This window comes from Cyanobium sp. NIES-981 (assembly GCF_900088535.1).
GTDB lineage: Bacteria > Cyanobacteriota > Cyanobacteriia > PCC-6307 > Cyanobiaceae > NIES-981.
Map to the genome: position 1 here is coordinate 484193 of NZ_LT578417.1, position 18903 is coordinate 503095.

16 protein-coding genes are annotated in these 18903 nt (G+C 70.6%); 11 read left to right on the forward strand and 5 right to left on the reverse strand.

From position 1 onward, the window contains the following. Positions 1-90 precede the first annotated feature (90 nt). Entirely contained in the window at positions 91-495 is a 405-nt protein-coding gene (locus CBM981_RS02515) for a DUF2237 family protein (RefSeq protein WP_225867491.1), read from the forward strand. Between the two features lie 24 nt (positions 496-519). On the opposite strand, the gene CBM981_RS02520 is transcribed toward CBM981_RS02515, so the two are convergent. Further along, entirely contained in the window at positions 520-1263 is a 744-nt protein-coding gene (locus CBM981_RS02520) for an SDR family NAD(P)-dependent oxidoreductase (RefSeq protein WP_087067125.1), read from the reverse strand. 62 nt (positions 1264-1325) lie between these two features. On the opposite strand from CBM981_RS02520, the gene CBM981_RS02525 reads away from it, so the two are divergent. The 4 genes from CBM981_RS02525 to CBM981_RS02545 all read left to right on the forward strand — a co-directional run bounded on the left by CBM981_RS02525 (position 1326) and on the right by CBM981_RS02545 (position 5542). Further along, positions 1326-2267, forward strand: coding sequence for an NAD(P)H-dependent glycerol-3-phosphate dehydrogenase (locus CBM981_RS02525; RefSeq protein WP_087067126.1), 942 nt, complete (start codon positions 1326-1328; stop codon positions 2265-2267). A gap of 632 nt (positions 2268-2899) precedes the next feature. Continuing rightward, positions 2900-3841 (forward strand): SpoIID/LytB domain-containing protein, encoded by a 942-nt coding sequence (locus CBM981_RS02535; RefSeq protein WP_369801664.1) that lies wholly within the window; start codon positions 2900-2902, stop codon positions 3839-3841. Beyond that, on the forward strand, positions 3831-4658 hold the full coding sequence (locus CBM981_RS02540) for a DUF4922 domain-containing protein (protein WP_087067128.1): 828 nt from the start codon (positions 3831-3833) through the stop codon (positions 4656-4658). The genes CBM981_RS02535 and CBM981_RS02540 overlap by 11 nt, the downstream gene beginning before the upstream one ends. Positions 4659-4783: 125 nt before the next feature. Continuing rightward, complete coding sequence (locus CBM981_RS02545; protein WP_157665311.1) at positions 4784-5542, forward strand: sigma-70 family RNA polymerase sigma factor; 759 nt, start codon at positions 4784-4786, stop codon at positions 5540-5542. Here CBM981_RS02545 and CBM981_RS02550 read toward each other — a convergent pair. Next, positions 5490-5681 carry a sigma factor SigF gene (locus tag CBM981_RS02550; RefSeq protein ID WP_087067130.1) on the reverse strand — a complete coding sequence of 64 codons (192 nt, stop codon included), beginning with the start codon at positions 5679-5681 and terminating at the stop codon, positions 5490-5492. The two genes, CBM981_RS02545 and CBM981_RS02550, sit on opposite strands and share 53 nt — an antisense overlap. Before the next feature lie 442 nt (positions 5682-6123). Here CBM981_RS02550 and CBM981_RS02555 point away from each other — a divergent pair, with 442 nt between their 5' ends. Together CBM981_RS02555 and CBM981_RS02560 are read left to right on the forward strand one after the other, a co-directional pair. Beyond that, positions 6124-7626 (forward strand): DUF3370 family protein, encoded by a 1503-nt coding sequence (locus CBM981_RS02555; RefSeq protein WP_087069135.1) that lies wholly within the window; start codon positions 6124-6126, stop codon positions 7624-7626. Positions 7627-7658: 32 nt separating this feature from the next. Next, complete coding sequence (locus tag CBM981_RS02560) at positions 7659-8876, forward strand: DnaJ domain-containing protein (protein WP_087067131.1); 1218 nt, start codon at positions 7659-7661, stop codon at positions 8874-8876. Positions 8877-9896: 1020 nt separating this feature from the next. On the opposite strand, the gene apcD is transcribed toward CBM981_RS02560, so the two are convergent. Continuing rightward, the gene (gene apcD, locus CBM981_RS02565; RefSeq protein ID WP_087067132.1) at positions 9897-10391 is read right to left on the reverse strand and encodes an allophycocyanin subunit alpha-B; all 495 of its coding nucleotides are present in this window, start codon (positions 10389-10391) and stop codon (positions 9897-9899) included. Positions 10392-10517: 126 nt separating this feature from the next. On the opposite strand from apcD, the gene rlmD reads away from it, so the two are divergent. After that, the gene (gene rlmD / locus CBM981_RS02570; RefSeq protein ID WP_255376838.1) at positions 10518-11708 is read left to right on the forward strand and encodes a 23S rRNA (uracil(1939)-C(5))-methyltransferase RlmD; all 1191 of its coding nucleotides are present in this window, start codon (positions 10518-10520) and stop codon (positions 11706-11708) included. 187 nt (positions 11709-11895) lie between these two features. On the opposite strand, the gene pheT is transcribed toward rlmD, so the two are convergent. Then, positions 11896-14343 carry a phenylalanine--tRNA ligase subunit beta gene (pheT, locus tag CBM981_RS02575; protein ID WP_087067133.1) on the reverse strand — a complete coding sequence of 816 codons (2448 nt, stop codon included), beginning with the start codon at positions 14341-14343 and terminating at the stop codon, positions 11896-11898. 144 nt (positions 14344-14487) lie between these two features. Between pheT and rpmG the strand changes: the two genes are divergently transcribed. The 3 genes from rpmG (at position 14488) to CBM981_RS02590 (ending at position 17017) form a co-directional block, all read left to right on the forward strand. Then, positions 14488-14682: a 50S ribosomal protein L33 gene (rpmG, locus tag CBM981_RS02580; protein WP_006910077.1), complete on the forward strand. Its 195-nt coding sequence runs from the start codon at positions 14488-14490 to the stop codon at positions 14680-14682. 74 nt (positions 14683-14756) lie between these two features. Further along, the gene (gene rpsR / locus CBM981_RS02585; RefSeq protein WP_006041316.1) at positions 14757-14978 is read left to right on the forward strand and encodes a 30S ribosomal protein S18; all 222 of its coding nucleotides are present in this window, start codon (positions 14757-14759) and stop codon (positions 14976-14978) included. Positions 14979-15022: 44 nt separating this feature from the next. Continuing rightward, positions 15023-17017: a ribonuclease catalytic domain-containing protein gene (locus tag CBM981_RS02590; RefSeq protein ID WP_225867493.1), complete on the forward strand. Its 1995-nt coding sequence runs from the start codon at positions 15023-15025 to the stop codon at positions 17015-17017. Between the two features lie 5 nt (positions 17018-17022). On the opposite strand, the gene CBM981_RS02595 is transcribed toward CBM981_RS02590, so the two are convergent. Next, positions 17023-18837: an FAD-dependent oxidoreductase gene (locus CBM981_RS02595; protein WP_087067134.1), complete on the reverse strand. Its 1815-nt coding sequence runs from the start codon at positions 18835-18837 to the stop codon at positions 17023-17025. Positions 18838-18903: the final 66 nt, after the last annotated feature.

The following is an 18903-nucleotide window of genomic DNA, read 5'->3' on the forward strand; positions in this document are numbered from 1 at the left end:
GACCTTTAACGCCTCCCCCCCGGATTCCGTCAACCACCTGGGCCAACTTCAGGGGGATGACGCGCAGTCCGTCACATTCGCCAGACTGTGGTGGCCGCGCATGTGGACGACGTGACCCAGACCAGTCAGGCTCCGACCCAGGCCCTCAACGTGCTGGGTGAGCCCCTGGAATCGTGCAGCTGCGAGCCGCTGACCGGCTGGTTCCGGGACGGTACCTGCCGCACCAACGGCGCCGACCTCGGTCGTCACACCGTGTGTTGCGTGGTGAACGAGGCCTTCCTCACCTACAGCCGTGCCCAGGGCAACGACCTCAGCACCCCGGCACCCCAGTTCGGGTTCCCCGGGCTCAGGCCCGGCGACCACTGGTGCGTGTGCGCGCCGCGCTGGCTGGAGGCCTACGAAGACGGCATGGCCCCACCGGTGCGGCTGCAGGCCACCGAAGCCAGCACCCTGGAGGTGATCCCCCTGGACCTGCTCCGCCAGCACCAGGCCTGAGCCGGATGCCAGCCCTTGCCGGGCCTACCAGGGGATCCTCTCGCCATTCCAGGCCCAGAAGCCGCCGCTCTGCTCGGGTCCCAGGCCCTCGAGCACATCCAGAAGGTGATGGGCGGCCCGCCCGGGGCTGAACAGACTGCCGGCAGGCACGTTGGCCTGGAACGGTGCCGAGAGGGCCGTGGCCGTGGTGCCGGGATGCAGCAGGCTGACGCAGGCCAGGGGATAACGGCGGCGCCACTCCAGGGCCAGGGTGCGAAGCAACTGGTTCTGGGCCGCCTTGGCCGCCCGGTAGCTGTACCAGCCCCCCAGGCCGTTGTCGCCGATGCTGCCCACCCGGGCCGAGAGGCTGGCGAAGTGGAAGGGGCTCTGGCGGGAGAGGGCGGCCTCCAGCGCCTGCGCCAGCAGCACAGGGGCAAAGGCATTCACGGCGAAACTGCGCTCCAGGGCGCTGCGGCGCAGCTGGGCCAGCCGCTTTTCGGGTTGAAGCTCCGGCCCGTGCAGCAGCCCCACGGTGTTGATCACCAGCCGCAGAGGGGGCCCCTGGGCCAGCTCACGGCCCAGCCTGTCAAGACTGGTGTCGCAGGTCACATCCAGCCTGAGCCAGCGCACCTCCTCGCCGGGGGGTGGCTGCCGCCGCGTCGTGGCCACCAGCTCCAGCGCGGGAGCCCGTGTGCTCAGGGCCCGCAGCAGCCCAGCACCGATGCCACCGCTGCCCACCACTAGGGCCCTTCCCTGCCAGCTGGACAGGGGAGGGTGCGTCGCGGTCATGGGGGGAGGTTCAGGCGGGGGCATGATGGCAAGGCCGATCCCTGGTCCGTCCGGTTCCGACCATGCCCCTTCGCATTGCCGTGCTCGGCCGCGGGGCCTGGGGGCAGACGCTGGCGGAGCTGTGGCAGCGCCAGGGCCATACCGTTCGCAGCTGGTCGCGGCGGGACGGAGCCTCCCCCGATGCCCTGATCCACGGGGTCGACGTGGTGGCCGTCGCCGTCGCCATGGCCGGGGTGGAAAGCCTGGCCCAGCGTCTGGGTCCGGCCTGGTGCCGCGGAACTCCCCTGCTCAGCTGCACCAAGGGCATCGACCTCGACCTGCTGGCCACCCCCTGCCAGCTCTGGCGACGCCATCTGCCTGAGGGAATCCCCCTGGTGGTGCTCAGCGGGCCGAATCTGGCCGCCGAACTTCGCCAGGGGCTGCCGGCAGCCAGCGTGCTGGCCAGCGAGGACGCCGCCGCTGCGCTGCGTCTGCAGCGGGCCCTCAGTGGCAGCAATCTGCGCCTCTACACCAACAGCGACCCCCTGGGCACCGAGGCAGCGGGGGCCCTGAAGAACGTGATGGCCCTGGCGGCTGGGATCGCCGATGGCCTCGCCCTGGGGGCCAACGCCCGGGCCTCCCTCCTCACCCGCGGCCTGGCGGAGATCGGTGTGGTGGTGGAGGGGCTGGGTGGACTGTCCGCCACCCTCTATGGGCTGGCCGGGCTTGGAGATCTGCTGGCCACCGCCACCAGCGAACTGAGTCGCAACTACCGCTGCGGGCGCCTGCTGGCCCAGGGCCATTCCCCTGCCGAGGCGGAACGCAGCATCGGTGCCACGGTGGAGGGGCTGCGCACCTCCAGGGCCGCCCTGGTGCTGGCGCAGCGCCATGGCTGGAGGCTGCCGATCTGTGCCCAGGTGGTGGCCCTGCTCGACGGACGTCTCAGCCCCGTGGATGCCGCCTGGGGCCTGATGGAGAGGGAGCTCAGACCGGAGCAGCACACCCCGCCACTGCCGCAGCCATGAACGTGCCGGCGGTGCGCATCGAAGCGTTCACGGCCCGGCGCGGCCGGTGGGGCCAGCGCTGATTCACCCCCACCGGTGAGGTGCCCCTCTGCGGCCACGGCACCCTGGCGGCCCTGCTGGACTTCGGGAGTCCCTGCGGCGTGATCGCTGCCACATTGCTGGGGAGCGGCGGCGGGAAGGCCGGCGCGATTGTGCTGCCCAGCGCGGGGCTCACCCCGCTCCTCTCCACCAGGGCGGCGGGCCACTGGACATCCCCGCTCGGAGGCTGCGTGGTGCTTCTGCCGGCGGACGCTCCCTTGGCCGCAGCGCCGCTGCCGCCATCAGCTGCGTGTTCTGGCTCCGGGACCGGGCATCGACGAGGATCCGGTGACCGGGTCGGCCCATGCCCTGGTGGCCCCCAGGTGGCTCCAGCGCTTCAGAAGCACCTGCCTGGCGGGCTGGCAGTGGTCGCCGCGTCCCGGTGGGATGGTGTGCGAACACGCGGTTTCAGGCATGATCCGCCTGACCGGAACGGGCCATCTGCTGTGGGACGGACATCTGCATCTCGACTCCGACGCCCCGACTGGGCCTGGCTGGGATCGCCTCTGGGCCTGAGGCTGCGCAGCCCCTTCACCCGTCAGTTCCTGCTGGCCATGCCGATGGCGCTGGTGGCCGTGGCCACCGGCTTCGCTGCCCAGACCCTGGCCCCCCGCAACCAGGACGCCGTGCAGGGGGCACTGCTCGACACCCTGATGGCCGTGCCCCCTCCCCCCAGGGACACGGTGGCGGCGGCCGACCAGTTGCGCCATCTGGAAGCCCGGCGGGTCGATCCGGCCTCCGCCCCCCAGGCACCGTCCCTGGGACTGGCCGTGCCAGAGGCCGCTGCACCGATCGACCTGGAGATCAGGGTGGCCCTGCTGCGGGCGGGCTCGAGCCCGCGGCTGTCCGCCCAGGGCCCCTGGCAGCTGCTCACCCGTGACGGCCAGCTGCTGCAGCAGGGGGGGGCCGGAGACCCGGTTGCACTGGCCGGGGGACTGGCGCAGGTGCCGGAAGCCTGGTTGCAGACCACGGGCCCGGCGCTGCTGGTGGATGGCCAGCCCTATGCCGGCCGGATCCGGCTGATTCAGGAGGGGGGAGCACTGCGCCTGGTCAATCACGTGGGCCTCGAGACCTACATCAGCTCGGTGGTCGGCGCGGAGATGCCCAGCAGCTGGTCGATGGAGGCCCTGCGTGCCCAGGCGGTGGCAGCCCGCTCCTACGCCCTGGCCCACATGGCCCGGCCGGCCAACCGCCACTGGCACCTGGGCGACACCACCCGCTGGCAGGCCTACCGCGGCCTCACCAGCGTTTCGGAGCGCACGCGCCAGGCCACCGTCTCCACGGCCGGGCTGATCCTCAGCTACCAGGGGGCGATCGTGGAGAGTCTCTATGCCGCCAACCGGCAGATCAGCCTGGAGGCCCACGGACACCTCGGCGCCAGCATGAGCCAGCACGGAGCCCAGGACCTGGCCCAGCAGGGGTACCGCTACAACCAGATCCTGGGCCAGTACTACCAGGGCGCCTCCCTGGCGCGGCTCAAGGCCGGTGCGGGCTGAACGTCTCTGGCAGGGAGCCCTGGAGCTGTCGGAAGCCGCCCGGGCCAGTGGTGATCTGGTGCCCCTGCGCACGGAGCTGGTGGACGACCCCAGGCTGCATCCGTTCGTGCTGCGACGGCTCCTGAGCCGTACCCCCAAGCATCTGCGGGGCGGAGGCCCCCGGCCCAACCCCTTCCTTCCCTGGGAGCCGGCCCTCGAACTCGAGCGCCTGGGCCGCAGCCACGTGGTGCTGCTCAACAAGTTTCCCGTGCAGCCGGCCCACCTGCTGCTGATCACCCAGGACTGGCAGCCCCAGACGGGGTGGATCACGGCGGCGGACTGGAGCGCGGTGGCCCACCTCGCCCGCGACACCGGTGGCTTCTGGTTCTTCAACAGCTGTGCGGCCGCCGGCGCCAGCCAGCCCCATCGCCACCTCCAGCTGTTGCCGCGCCGTGCCGATGAACCGAGCTGTCCGCTGGCGGCACACTTCCTGCGGGAGATCGCGGGGAACGCCCCCGGCTGGCCCTGGCGGTATGCCATCGCCGCCCGCCGCTCCGCCGACGATCCGCTCGAGCTGGAGCAGCTCTACCTGCGCCAGGCCAGGGACCTGGAGCTGGGGGATCCGCGCTCCGACTCCAGGCCCCATCACCCCTACAACCTGCTGTTCGACGACGACTGGTTCATCACCGTGCGGCGTGAGCAGGAGCACTGTGCCGGCTACAGCGTGAATGCCCTCGGTTTCGGCGGCTACCTGCTGGCCACGGACCGCTCCGACAGCGGCTGGCTCGAGCGCCATGGCCCCTGGGAGCTGTTGCGTCGCGTGGCCGCACCGCGCTGAGGCTCGGCAGCCGGATCCCGCCTCGATCCGTGCTTCCACCGTTGCGGAATGGCCGCCGGATCGGCGTGGCTGGATGGAGAGCTGCCCCAGGGCAACTCCCTACATCTCCTGCTATGGCTCGCCCCATGTCGACCCCCTCCTCCCTTCGCCCCTCCACTTCCGTTCAGGCCCGCAACCGGCGGGTCGAGCAGTACAGGTCCCTGGTGCGGCCGATCGCTCTCCACTACCACCGTCGCTGCGCCGAACCCCTGGACGATCTCATCCAGGTGGGTCTGCTCGGCCTGCTGCGGGCCGCTGAGCTCTACCGACCGGCCACCACCACCCCGTTCGAGGCCTTTGCCCGGCCCCATGTGCGCGGCGCCCTGCTGCACTACCTGCGGGACGTGGCTCTGCCGATCCGGCTGCCACGGCGGCTGGATGAGCAAAGGCTCCAGCTGGCGCGCCTGCGCAGCACCTGGCTGGCCAGCCACCATCGGCCTGCCACCGAGCAGGAACTGCGGGACCAGCTGGGCCTTGACCAGGGCCAGTGGACCCTGCTGCAGGCGGCGGAGCAGCTGGTGCGGGTCCAGTCGCTCGAAGCCTGGCTGGATGACGGCTCCGAGCAGCCCTCCACCGCGCTGGAGCCCCAGGCTTCCGATGCAGGTTCGGCAGACGGCACGGCCGCCGCTTCGGTCCTGCTGGCCGGGCTTGAAGAGCCCCTGCGGCTGGTGGTGGAGCGGGTGATCCTGGCCGGCTGGAGCTACCGCCGCACAGCTGCCTGGCTGCAGGTGAGCCCGATGACGGTGCAGCGCCGCCTGCGCCGTGCCCTGGGGCTGCTGCGTGACTGTCTGGTCAGTCCTGAGCCGGGGTTACGTCCCGCTGCATCTGTTGCTCCAGGGTGCTGATCGCTGCCGTCAGCGCGGCCAGCTGACGCTCCACCCCATCGCGCCAGAAGCGCAGCATGCGCAGCTTGCGTTCCTGGTACCGGCGGTGGGACGCGTGGCCGCCGTCGGCGTCGGTGCAGCAGCCAAAGGGAGGGAACATGGGGGGAATCCGACGTCGCTACGTTTCTAGCGACCCCATTCCCTCCAGCGAGAGGCTGGGGCAGCCCAGCCCAGCCCAGCCCAGCCCGCCAGCCCAGGCCAGCCCCTCACCTCACCGTTGAGCACCGACGCTTCCGGTAGGGTTGCCCCATCAGGAGATGGGTCTGCTGTTCCGGCATGGTCCCTCGCCACCAGCCCTCGCCTGGTTCCCGGCATCCGGGGGTCCGGAGGCACCGACGGCCGGCCCTGCTCCGTGCCGATCAGGCCGCTACCCCCCATCGCAGATCCACGCTGCTCAGTTCTTTCACCCCCGAAGAAGTTTGAGACCGTTGGTTGCCTCCCGGCTGTGCCCCTTCACCGCAGGCCTGGTGCCAGTGGCCATCGTCGCCGCCGTGGCCGTGGCGTCCTGTCCGGTGCAGCCGGCCCAGGCAGCGGTGGCGCTGATGGCGGGTCAGCGGGCGCGCCCCCTCAACGGCACCTTCAACAAGGTGCCGGTGCTCCATTCCAACCAGCCCGAGGAAGTGGAAGGACCCGGCATCCTGATCACCACCGAGCCGGGCGTGTCCTACGCGGCCGAGGACGGTCGGGCGCTGCGCAATGCCGAATTCACGTTCAACGGTGAATTCGGCCTGCACATGCACCACAAGTATTTCCCCACCTACCGCAGCCAGATCCGCCCCGGAGAGCGGCGCACCGAACTCACGCTCGGGCTGATCCTGATCAATCCCGGGCAGCGACCGGTTCAGATCCAGTTCGAGCGAGGAGCGGTGCGCAACAGCTTCGAGGCTCCCTACCTCGCCAACCATCTGATGGGCGTCAAGCCCCTGGGGGTGCGTCCCTGGAACACCGGTCCTGGGGATGCCACGGCCGTCCAGATGCTGCGAGGCAACCTGGATCGGCGGCTCACTGACCAGATCACCATCCCGCCGCGCAGCCGGGTGGTGCTGTTCCGCACCCAGCTCCCGGCCCTCGGCATCGCCAATGCCCTGCTGCGCGGGCGGAGCACCGGCCCGTTCCAGATGGCGGTGGTGGCCGCCAGCAATCCCTACAGCGATGCCGATCTGGTGGCGGTACTCGACCAGCGACGCCTGGCTCCCGGTCGCGTGTATCTCAACCAGGTGGCCGCCATCAACAACCGCCGCGTGTTCTCGCGGGTGGGGGGAGTGGCCCTCGGCGACGAGTACACCGCCGCGATCAAGCATGACCTCAACCGGGAGGGTGCCCTGCATGTGCCGCTCACCAGCACGGTGCGCCATCACTTCGGCACCAAGGACATCCAGGTGAATCCCCTGGCCAGCCGCATGATCGATTCCTCCCTCGACAACGTCGGCACCTATGGCGTTCGCTTCGACGTCGATCTGAATCTCTACGGCTCAGGTCCCTACGAGCTGGTGATGAGCCACCCCACCGTGGCGGGGCTGAACCCCTTCACAGCCTTTCGTGGCTCCATTCAGATCCGCACCGCCGAAGGCCTGCAGGAGGTGCACGTCGGCCTGCGTTCCGGCCAGAGCCTTTCCCTCACCAGCCTCAATCTGCGGCCGGGCGTCAGCAATCCCGTGCGTGTGAGTGTGGTCTATCCCGCCGACGCCACCCCGGGCCATCTGCTCAGCGTGGTGCCGGCCACCCAGCTGGCCATGGTCCAGGCCCGGGAGGAGGAGCAGCAACGCCAAGCCGCCGCTGCGGCGGCCCAGCCGGGAGCGGCCCAGCCGGCGGCCCCCCGGCCAGCGGCCCCCAGACCGGCGCCGGCACCTGCGGCTGCTGCGGCCATGCCGGCAGCGCCGCTGCCCCGCACCCTTCCCCCCACCAACGCCGCCACGCCGGGCCCGGCGACCCGGGCCCGGCCGCCTGCGCCCACGGCCACACCGGTGAGTCCGGCCCTGCTCGATCGCTATCAGGAGGCTCTCGAGGCGCAGCGGCGTGCCTTGCGCGAGCTGATGGGGCCTTGAGCACGTGACCACGGCGGACCCTTCCTTGAACAGTGGCTGAGCAGGAGCAGGACGACCGTCGCCAGATCAGCCTGCGGCTGCCCGAGGAGCTGATCAGCCGCATCGATGCGCTCAAGGGGGAGTTCGGCTGTCGCAGCCGCGGCGCCATCGTGGAACGGCTGCTGCAGAGCCTGCTGGCGACCGACGAGGAAGGTCCCAGCGACTGCATCGCGAGCTTCGATCCACAGAGCCTCGATCCACAGAGCCTCGATCCGCAGGGCATCCATTCGCCTGCCCGGGAGGCAGCGCAGGGCCGGAGTCCGTCGGCCGCTGCGGCGGCGGTGGCACCCTCGGATCCTCCATCCCCCAACGACCCACTCCCCAACGGCCTTTCAACCAACGACCCGTCAGCCGAATCGCCGAGCGCTCTGGACAGCGGTTTTGATGAGCGCGGCGCACTCGTGCTGCGCCTGGGCAGCACGGCAGGCGATCTGGTGCTCGATGCACCGATGCCGAGCGGAGATGGAGAGCAGGCTCAGTCCGGTGCCGCGACGGCCAGCTCGGCTGATCCGCCGGGCCGTGGGGCCCCCAGCCGCGGCATCGATCTGCCGGGCTTCGTGCAACGCCGCACGGACCAGTTGCGCCGCAGTCTTCACCCCACGGCGGCGGAGGCCTCCAGCAGTCTGGAGCCGCTTCCCCAGGTGCCGGCCGCGAGGATCGCCAGTGCTCTGGCCAAGGCTGAGGCCCACTGGCATGAGCTCTACGGGCAACCGGCCAACCCGGCGGTGCTGGAGGCGGCCATGCTGTGGATGGCCCAGGACGTGTGGCCCCAGAGTGATCAGAGCGAGGGCCGACCGTTCACCTGGTCGCTGGCCAGCGCCGTGATGCGCCAGCTGACCCCTGACTGGCCCGACCTGCCCCCCTCGTTCGGCCGGGTGATGGTGACGGCAGGGGTTCTGGAGGATCCGTTCAGCAGTGCCACGCTTGAGCTTCGGATCCCCACCTTGATCCGGCGCTTCGTTCACCGCTTCCGCCGGCGCCGACCAGGTGCCACGTTCCAGACGCTGGAGCACACGATGACCCTTCACGGTGCCCTGAAGCTGCTGGAGCTTCCCACCGATCCCGGTCAGCGTCTCACCCTGCCGCAGATCCGTGAGGCCTACAGGGAGATGGCCCTGGCCCACCATCCCGATGCCGGCGGCTCCGAGGAGGCGATGCGCCGCCTCAATGAGGCCTATCAGTTGCTCAAGGAGCTCTACCGCACACCCTGAAGCAGGAGACGCCGAACAGGCCTGTCTCACCCCTGTCGAACAGGACCCTTTCCAGGTCCTGGAAATAGTCCCGGATGAGACCTCTGGGATATCCGAAGGTCTCCCGCCTCCCTTGCGATTGCCGTGTTGTGGCGCCGTGGAGGGTGTCCGCGCCGCACGGCGGGAAGGGCTGCAATGGGGAGCCCTGCGGGGCAGCAGTGACGCGTCTCAGGGGTCGCGTGCTCGACACTTCATAAGACCAGGACTGAGACCGTAACGCGACCAGCAAGACTATGAATTGTTCGCGATTCTGCCCTGCGTTGTTGAGTTCTACCCCCTGGCCGACTGCTCCCCACGCCCCTTCCAGAGAGCAGGACTGGTGGCCAATCACCTCCGGCCAGGCGTGTCCAAGGGCGTGAACAAGGCCTCAGAGAGGCTGCTGGAACTGGGATGGGCTCGGCTGCGTACCTGTGTCTGATGCAGATACGCAGCCCCGTCCCGCCGCTGGCGGCCACGGCGGCTCCCTGTTCTGCGGTCCTGGTTTCTCCGGTCCTGGCGAAGAAGCGTGTCGCCCTCTGCCACAACACCTGGCCGCGGCGCAGGGCCGCTCCACTCACGTCTCTAGAGTCTCATCCAAGACCAGAACCAGGTCTGATGACGCGACCTGAATGAGACAGTTGCTATGGGGTGGCAAACACCCGCCCGCCTGACCAGGCCGGCTTCAGGCGCCGACCAGGAGTCGGGCGGTCAGGGGTGCCATGCAGTCACGTCGTGAGCTCTCCCTCCGTTCTCAGTTGCGAATCAGAAGTGGACTAGCTGTTGGACTTCGATGAGTCTTCCGGGATCACGCCGTATCGGCTCAGTGCGAATTCCGTTGGCGCCGTGGTCTGCCTGCAGGCATTCGAGCCTCACCGCGACCGCTCACATGCCGCCCTGCATCCTCCACGCCGCTGGATCCCACCCCGGTGCATTGCCATGCCAGAACCCCCAGGCTGGCGATGGCCAGCCTGGGGGTGGAACGGGTGCGTCCGGCGGCGGACTTCAGGTGGGGGTCTGCATCCCCTGGATCAGATAGTCGAAATAGGGTGCGGCCATGGCGGCTTCCTCCGTGCCGAGCAGCGACAGCGCGGCGTCCTTCAGGGTGCGCATCGCTTCCACCATGCCCGGCATCGGCACGCCGAGGCTGTTGTACATCTCGCGGGCACCCACCAGGCCGATCTGCTGGATCTGTTCGGTGCTGCCGGCGAGCACGCCGTAGGTGACCAGCCTGAGGTACCAGCTGTAATCGCGCAGGCACTGGCCGCGTTGTTTCTGGCCGTAGGCGTTGCCGCCGGGGGCCACGTACTCCGGCTTGCGGCTGAACAGCTGCTTGGCTGCCTCATCGACGATTTTCTTCTCGTTGTCGGTGAGCACCCGCACCACGAAGAGGCGTTGGGCACCCCCACTGAGATAGTCCACCATCGAGCGGAGCTCACCGCCGCTCGGGTAGCGGAGCTGATCATCGGCCTGAAGGATCAGATCCCGAACGACGCTCATTGCAGCGACCAGACGCAGGCACGAGTGTATCCACTCTGCAGGCTTGTCCTGCGGTAGCCGGACAAGGTGTAACGCCCGTTTGCACGCCTAGGGTCAGACGGTTGCCAGGAACGTGTGGGAGAACGGGTGGAGATCCGCATCGATGGTCTCTCCCATGACGGACAGGGGGTGGGGCGTCACGACGGCGTGGCCTGCTTCGTGCCCGGCGCCCTGCCCGGTGAGCGGGTCACCGTCCGGCTGGTGCACCGTGCCCGGCGCCACTGGCTGACAAGCCTGGAGGAGGTGCTCACGGTCTCGCCGGCCCGCCGCCGCCCGCCCTGCATCCTCGCCGACCACTGCGGCGGGTGCAGCCTCCAGCATCTCGTCGATGCCCAGCAGGCCCACTGGAAGGAGCAGAGGGTGCGGGAGGCCCTCGAGCGGATCGGCGGGCTGGCGACCCCGGTGGCCGCGGTGATCACGGCGCCTGCCGCCCTGGGCTACCGCAACCGCGCCATCATCCCGCTGGAGCGACGCCCGGACGGCCGCCTGCGGGCCGGTTATTACCGGCGCGGCACCCACCGCATCGTCAACATGAGCCGTTGTCCGGTGCTGGATCCGCGCCTGGACGCCCTGATCGCCCCGCTCAAGGCCGATCTGGACACCAGCGGCTGGCCCGTGGACCGGGAACTGGCCGGCCCGGGCGGACTGCGCCACCTGGCGCTGCGGATCGGCCACCACAGCGGGGAGGTGCTGCTCACGCTGGTGAGCAGCCATCCGGACCTCGATCAGCTGCCCCGCTGGGCCGAGCGCTGGCAACAGCGCTGGCCCCAGCTCGTGGGGGTGACGCTGAATCTGCAACCCCAGCCCACCAACACCCTGCTCGGTGCGGAGACGGAGCTGGTGGCCGGCCGCAGCTGGCTCGCCGAGCGCTTCTGCGGTCTGGAGCTGCGCATCGCCAGCGACACCTTCTTCCAGGTGAACACGCCCCAGGCCGAGCGGGTCGTCCCGCTGCTGCTGCAGGCGCTGGAGGGCGTCAACCCCGGACTGCTGGTGGACGCCTACTGCGGCATCGGCACCTTCAGCCTGCCCCTGGCCCAGGCCGGCTGGCGGGTGCACGGGCTGGAGCGCAACCCCGAGGCCGTGCGTCTGGCGGCTCTCAACGCGGCGGTGAACGGCCTCGCCGCGGTGGCCAGCTTCGAGGCGGGGGAGGTGGGCACGCTGCTGCCGTCCTGGCTGCCCCGCTGCCAGGCGCTGTTCCTCGATCCGCCCCGCCGGGGCCTCGATGGGGCGGTCCTGGCGGCCCTGCAGGCGTCCCCCCCCCCCTGCTCCTCTACCTGAGCTGCGATCCGGCCACCCTGGCCCGCGATCTCGGCCAGCTCTGCCGCTCCTGCGGCTATGGGGTGAGCACGGTGCAGCCGCTGGACTTCTTTCCCCAGACCAGCCACGTGGAGACACTGGCAGTGCTGCGGCGCCACGGGGGGTGACCCCCACAGCGCAACTCAGCAGCGCAACTCAGCAGCGCAACTCAGCAGCGCAACCGGGCTCCCAGCTGCTGCTCCAGGGCCGCGCGGATGCGGCCGTCCACCGCCTCCAGGTCGCTGTCGGTGAGGGTTCGGGCGGGATCGCGGTAGCGCAGGCGGAAGGCCTGGCTGCACTCCCCTTCAGCCAGCTGGTCACCCGCATAGCGATCCACCAGCTCCACCTGCTCCAGCAGGGGCTTGCCGGCCTTGCGGATCACCTGCAGCAGGTCGGCGGCCCGGGTGTTCGCCGGCACCACCAGGGCCAGATCCCGCTCCGCCGCCGGCACGGTGGGAAAGCTGCGGAAGCTGGGCTGCCAGCGGTTCGGCCGGGTGGCGGCGGTGAGCAGCGGCGCCAGGTCAAGCTGGAACAGATAGGTGGCGCCGGGAAGGTCCTGGGCTTCGGCGCTGGCGGGATGGAGCTGGCCGAACCAGCCCGCGGGCCTGCCCTCCACCACCACCTGGCAGCTGCGTCCGGGATGCAGCAGGGCGTGGCCGCTGAGCACCCGGTCCTCGCTGCTGATCCGGAGCGCGGCCAGCCCCTGCTGGAGCACCCCCCGGGCCGTGAAGTAGTCGGGCAGACGGGGTTTGGCGCTGGTGGTCCAGCGTTCGGAGCGACGCTCCCCGCAGATCACCCCCACCAGCTGCTGGGTCTGTTCGCCACGCCCATCGAAGACCGCGCCGATCTCGAAGCCCCAGAAGCCGGGTTGGCCGCATTGCAGGTTGCGCCGCGCCGCCGCCAGCAGCTCGCTGTGCAGCTCGTCGCGCAGATGGCCGTAATCGGCCAGCAGCGGATTGGCCAGGGGCAGCCGGGCCTCCCCCTCGGGCACGAGCGAGAGATGGCAGAGCTCCTGCAGCCCGGCAGCGCAGAGCGCCTGCCGCAGGCGGCGCTCTGCCTTCTGGGCCGGGTCGAGGCCGCCGGGCTCGATCGGGTCAGGCAGGTGGCAGGCGAAGTGGTCGTAGCCCACGAGCCGCGCCACTTCCTCGATCAGATCCACCTCGCGCTGCAGGTCCAGGGCCCGGGCGGGCGGCACCCGCACCAGCCAGCCCTCCCCGCTCTCCTCGAGGGAACAGCCCAGCGCCTCCAGGGTCTGCACGATCCGCCGGTCGTCCAGATCCTCCGGGCCGTCCTCGCCCAGCACCGGGCCGAGCATGTTGTGCAGGGCGTCGCGGCGCAGCGGCACGGGAGCGGTGGGGCTGCCCGGCCGCTGGTGCACCCAGCGCCCCTGCACGCGCGCCCCCGCCAGCTCGCCCAGGAGCTGGCAGGCCCGATCGCACGCCGCCAGGGTGGTTTCGGCAGGGAGGCCCTTCTCGAAGCGGCTGCTGGCTTCGGTGCGCAGCCCCACGCTGCGGGCGGAGCGCCGCACGTCCTGGGCTGCGAACACCGCGGCCTCCAGCCAGAGGCTGCGGGTGTGCTCCTGCACCGCTTCGCCGCTGCCCCCCATCAGCCCAGCCAGGGCGATGGGCCGGTCCCGGTAGGTCACCACCAGGGCCTCCCCGTCCAGGGGCCGTTCCTCCCCGTCCAGGGTGGTGAGGCTCTCGCCCTGGCGGCCCTGACGCAGGCCGATCGCCGCGGGGTCGGGGCTGCCCCCCTCCAGGGCCGCCAGCCGGTCGCGATCAAAGGCATGGAGCGGCTGGCCGGTTTCCAGCATCACCAGATTGGTGATGTCCACCACGTTGTTGATCGGCCGGATGCCGGCCTTCTGCAGCCGCTGCTGCAGCCAGCGGGGCGAGGGGGCCACGCTGACGCCCTCCAGGGCCGTGAGGCTGAACAGGCCGCCGCGCTCGATGGTCTGGCGATCGGCGGCCGTCACCGCCAGCGGTTCGCCGCTGCAGCCCGGAGCCGCGGCGGGCAGGGTCGTCTCCAGCCCCAGCAGTGCCGCCACCTCCCTGGCCATGCCCTGCATCGAGAGGCCATCGGGCCGGTTGGCGGTGATGGCCAGCTCCAGCACCGTGTCATCGAGGCCCAGGCTCGGACCCACGGGGCTGCCGATCGGGGGCACCTGCTCCAGCAGCTCCTCCAGCACCGCGATGCCGCTGGAGCCATCCTCAAGGCCCAGCTCGGCCAGGGAGCAGATCATGCCGCTGCTGGCCACGCCCCGCAGCGTGGCGGGCTTGATGGTGAGATCCACCGCCGGCAGGCGGGTGCCCACCAGGGCCACCGGCACATGGATGCCCTGGCGCACGTTGGCGGCACCGCAGACGATCTGAAGGGTCTCGGCGGCGCCCACATCCACCTGGCACACGCTGAGCTTGTCGGCGTTGGGATGGGGGCTGCGATCCCGCACCAGACCCACCACCACGCCCTCGGCCTGGGCTGCCAGGTCCTCGACCGCCTCCACCTCGAAGCCCGCGATCGAGAGCCGCTCGGCCAGCTCTGCCGTTGCGGGCCAGGCTGCGGAGGTCGCCGCCGGGCCGCCCACCAGCTCTCGCAGCCACTGGAGCGATACCCGCATGGCGTTGCACGTTCAACAGGAACGGCGGATCCTAGGGAGGCACCGCCACTGGGCCCTCGGCCCGCTCCTGCCGGGGGCAGACCCCATCGGGAGGTAAGGTGCGACATTGTCCTTTCGCATCGCACACGCGGCGCAACGTCCTTCATGGCTAAGAACAAGGGCGTCCGGATCGTGATCACCCTCGAGTGCACGGAATGCCGGTCCAACCCCGCCAAGCGGTCTCCTGGGGTGTCTCGTTACACCACCGAGAAGAACCGCCGCAACACCACCGAACGGCTGGAACTGAAGAAATTCTGCCCGCACTGCAACAAGTCGACCGTTCACAAGGAAATCAAGTGAACGCCACTTCCCGCTGAACCCTCCGGGTCACGGGACTGCCAGCGGCCTTGTCTCAGTTCTTCTCCATTGCCCCCATGTCCAGCTCGTTTTTCAAGAAGCGCCTCTCCCCGATCAAGCCGGGTGATCCGATCGACTACAAGGACGTCGATCTGCTCAAGAAGTTCATCACCGAGCGCGGCAAGATCCTGCCCCGCCGCCTCACCGGCCTCACCGCCAAGCAGCAGCGCGATCTCACCAACGCAGTCAAGCGTGCCCGCATCGTGGCCCTGCTGCCCTTCGTGAACCCCGAAGGCTGAAGCCCCTGGCCACGCCCCCATTCCACCCCGGCGATCTCGTCGGTGTGAAGGACGAGCGCGGTTCCCATCTGGCGGTGGTGCTGCAGGACCATGGCTCGAAGCTCGACCTCTCCGTCGGGTTTCAGCACAGACATCAGCAGCTGCCCCGGCGCACGGCCACCCTGCTCGTTCCCTTCACCGATGGCGGCGACCCGCCCGTCAGGCTGGGCCTGCCTCCCTGGACCTTCACGGACCAGGATCTGGCGGAAGCCCTGCCCCCCCGGCGGGACTTCGCCGCCGCCTGGCTCCTGCTCGCCGATGGCGACCAGGCCTGGGCCTTGCCGGAGTGGGTGGAGCTGGTGTGCAGCCGCAGCGATCCCGCAGCGCTGGCGGCCTGCTGGCTGTGGCTGCATGGCTCCCAGCTCCTGTTCCGTCTGCGTCATCAGGGCATCAGCGCCCGCTCTCCCGACGACCTGCGGCGACTGCGGCGTGAGCAGCACCGTCTGGCGCTCGATCAGCGGAGCCAGCGGCAGTGGCATGAGGCCCTCAGGCGCCGGGAACCGCTGCGGCGTTCCTCGCTCGGCCCCCAGCAGGAGCGGGAGCTGGATCTGCTCCTGGCCGTGGCGGCCGGCCAGGATGCCACGGACCTGCCAGTGCCGCTGCGCCGGGCGCTCCAGGCCGCCCACTGCCCAGCGGACAGCGGTGGCGTCCGCCACCTGCTGGTGGATCTGGGCCAGTGGGATCCCCATCACCTCCCCTCCCTGCACGCCACCACCTGGGAGACGGGCTTCAGCGCCGAGCTGGAGGCGGAGGCCCAGCGGCTGATCGCCCAGGCCTCCGAGGCGCGGCCTGGGGATGACGATCGCCTCGACCTCACCGCCCAGCATTGCGTCACGATCGATGACGCCGACACCCGGGACATCGACGATGCCCTCGGGCTGGAGCGTTGTCCGGACGGCGCGCTCCGCCTGTGGATCCACATCGCCGATCCGGGCCGTCTGGTGGCCGTGGATTCGCCCCTGGATCTGGAGGCCCGGCGGCGGGGCAGCAGCCTCTATCTCGCCAGCGGAACCCTGCCGATGTTCCCTGAGGCGCTGGCCACCGGGCCCCTCAGCCTCGGCGCCGGACGGCGCAACGCGGCCTGGAGCCTGGCGGTGGTTCTCGATCCCGAGGGGGCCGTCACCACGTTCCGGCTGGTGCGCAGCTGGGTGCGTCCCACCTACCGCCTCAGTTACGCCGATGCCGATGAGCTGATCGATCTGGCCCCACCCGAGGATCCGGATCTCGCCGATCTGCATGCCCTGCTGAACCGGCGTCGCCGCTGGCGGACTGCCCGGGGGGCCATTCTGATGGACCAGCCCGAGGGCAGGATCCGCGTGCGGGATGGCCAGCCCGAACTGGAGCTGACCGAACCGAGTGCGGCACGCCTGATGGTGGCCGAGGCCATGATCCTGGCCGGCGCGGTGGTGGCCGCCTACGGAGAGGAGCACCACCTGGCCCTGCCTTACCGCAGCCAGATGCCCGCCGAGCTGCCGCGACCAGCCGAACTGGAGGCGCTGCCCGCAGGCCCGGTGCGCCATGCCGCCATCAAGCGCTGCCTCAGCCGCGGCCATACCGGGGCGACGCCCCGGGCCCATTTCACTCTGGGGTTGCCGGCCTACGTGCAGGCCACCTCACCGATCCGCCGCTATGGCGACCTGGTGGCCCAGCGTCAGCTGCTGGCCCTGCAGCAGGGCCAGACCCCCCTGGATGCCGATGCCCTGCAGGCCCTGCTGCAGGAGATCGAGGATCCGATCCGCCAGGGCCTGCAGATCAGCCGGGAGGATCAGCGGCACTGGCAGCAGGAGTGGTTCTCCAGGCAAGGGGCGTGCCAGTGGCAGGGCCAGTTCCTGCGGTGGTTGCGGGCCCAGGACCAGCTCGGATTGGTGCATCTCGAGGAGCTGGCCATGGATCTGGCGGCCCTCTGTCCGGCGGGGTCCGAGCCTGGAGATGCCCTGATCGTGCGCGTGCAGCTGGTGGATCCCCTGCGGGATCAGCTGCGCCTGATCGCCTCCTCCTGAGTCCCTCAGGACTGCAGCCGCGACAGCCGCAGCCAGGGCCCCCAGGGGTTGGCGCAACCGATCAGCCGCGCCACCCGTGGCGTCTCCAGCTGCTGGAGCCAGCGATGCAGGGCGGGCTCCAGGGTGATCACCGGCCAGCTCCGCTCCCGGGTCTCCAGGCTGTAACGGCCAGCCCCATCGCTGTGCAGCCTTCCCTCCCAGAGCCGTTCATGGGGCTCAGACGGCGCCTCGCAGGGGTCCAGCTCAGCACCCGTGCCCCTCAGGGTGCCATCCGCTTCGAGGCGGGAAGGATCGTCGAGGGCGGCGAGCTGGCGTTCCCGCCAGGCGGGGTGGTGCCAGGGGGTGTCCCACAGGGGAAGAGGCCCGGCCGGCGCCTGGGCATCCAGCACCAGGGCATGCTGCAGCCGGCGCACCGGCAGGGTCGCCGGCAGGCAGCCCAGCTGATGGCACAGGGCCGCAGCCTGGCCGGCCGCCTGCCCCACGTTGAGCACCAGGGGCTGCAGCCGGGTGGCGCCATTGGCCATGTGACTCACACTGATCCCCTTGTCGGCCGCCATCAGGTTCGCCGTGTCCCGGCTCACGAGCGCGCTGAAGGGGAGGCAGAACGGCGTGCCGCTCCAGCGGCCTCCCCACGCACAGCTCTTGGGTGCGAGCGGCCAGTCCCTCCCCGGGTAGTGGTGGTCGTTGGCGTAGTTGCCCACGGCCACCGCCTCCACCTCCCCCTCCCGGCGGGGCAGGGGGGCCAGGCTCGCGCCGCTCCCCTGCGGCAGGAGCTGCTGTTCGATCACCGTGCCCACGCCCTTGAGGCGTCTGCCCTCCCGCCAGTAGGGCATCAGGGCCAGGGGGGAGGGGCCCTGCAGCGCCGGTTCCAGGGCCGATCGGGGAAACACCTCCGCCAGCGAGATCCAACCGCCACTGGCCTGCTCGAGGGCGGCCGCGAAGGCCAGGCTGTGCTCCCGCATTGCGCGGTTCAGGTCGTCCTCCCGGCTCGCTGCGTCGCCGAAGGCTGCCCCGAGGCCGTGGTGCCAGTCGTTGCCCTCCAGGGGCCAGTTCAGCATCACCAGGCCACCCGGCAGACGGCCGTAGGTGATCGTGCGCTCCAGCCCGAAGCGGCTGGTGGCTCCGGCGAAGGGTTCGGGCAGGGCCTGCCCCGGATCAGGCCCGGGGGCATCGCCCCGCAGCTGCCCCATCACCACCCAGGTGGGCGACTGCACCGGCTGGCTGCTGAAGAACGGCTCTCCAGCGATGGCACTGGCGGCGGGTGCGCTCGGTTCCTGCCAGCGCTCCTTCGGCTCCCAGCCCAGCCGGTATCCTGCCCCCGCCATGGCGATCAGCTCGCCGCGGTCGCTGCCGTCGATCACGATGCCGTCGTGCACCGGCAGCGCCACGGTCTCACCGGTGGGCTGCCCGGCCCTGCGCCGCTCCAGCACCAGTCGGCTCACCCGGTCCTGCCGCCGCTCCACCTCCAGCAGCCGGCAGTTGGGCCACCAGGCCAGCGGCGCTGCCGCCGCCACCCACTCCCTCAGGATCGCCTCGGCCGTGGCGGGGCGGTAGCCGAAACAGCTCACCCAGTTGTGGTCCAGACCCTCCGGTTCACGCTGGGCCAGCTCCCGCAGCAGGGCCCCCCACAGGCCGGTCTGCCAGGGCGTGAGCTCGTTGCCATCCGGGCAGCACACCCCGGCGGCGCTCACCATGCCCCCCAGCCAGGCCCCCGGCGTCAGCAGCAGGGTCGGTGTGCCCGTCCGTCCGGCCTGGAGGGCGGCCGCCACCCCCCCCGTTCCTCCACCCCACACCACGACGGGATACCGCTCGTCTTGCATCGGGGTTCAGGGAACTCGGGGGTGGGCCAGGGAATGATGGGTAGGATCCGGCCCCGGCACAGGTCC

Coding starts and splice junctions, on each gene's coding strand:
- apcD (WP_087067132.1), bottom strand. CDS start 10,391: ATGAGCGTCGTTCGGGATCTGATCCTTCAGGCCGATGATCAGCTCCGC.
- CBM981_RS02555 (WP_087069135.1), top strand. CDS start 6,124: ATGGCGGGTCAGCGGGCGCGCCCCCTCAACGGCACCTTCAACAAGGTG.
- CBM981_RS02550 (WP_087067130.1), bottom strand. CDS start 5,681: ATGTTCCCTCCCTTTGGCTGCTGCACCGACGCCGACGGCGGCCACGCG.
- pheT (WP_087067133.1), bottom strand. CDS start 14,343: ATGCGGGTATCGCTCCAGTGGCTGCGAGAGCTGGTGGGCGGCCCGGCG.
- rpmG (WP_006910077.1), top strand. CDS start 14,488: ATGGCTAAGAACAAGGGCGTCCGGATCGTGATCACCCTCGAGTGCACG.
- CBM981_RS02595 (WP_087067134.1), bottom strand. CDS start 18,837: ATGCAAGACGAGCGGTATCCCGTCGTGGTGTGGGGTGGAGGAACGGGG.
- CBM981_RS02525 (WP_087067126.1), top strand. CDS start 1,326: ATGCCCCTTCGCATTGCCGTGCTCGGCCGCGGGGCCTGGGGGCAGACG.
- CBM981_RS02520 (WP_087067125.1), bottom strand. CDS start 1,263: ATGACCGCGACGCACCCTCCCCTGTCCAGCTGGCAGGGAAGGGCCCTA.
- rpsR (WP_006041316.1), top strand. CDS start 14,757: ATGTCCAGCTCGTTTTTCAAGAAGCGCCTCTCCCCGATCAAGCCGGGT.
- CBM981_RS02535 (WP_369801664.1), top strand. CDS start 2,900: ATGCCGATGGCGCTGGTGGCCGTGGCCACCGGCTTCGCTGCCCAGACC.
- CBM981_RS02545 (WP_157665311.1), top strand. CDS start 4,784: ATGTCGACCCCCTCCTCCCTTCGCCCCTCCACTTCCGTTCAGGCCCGC.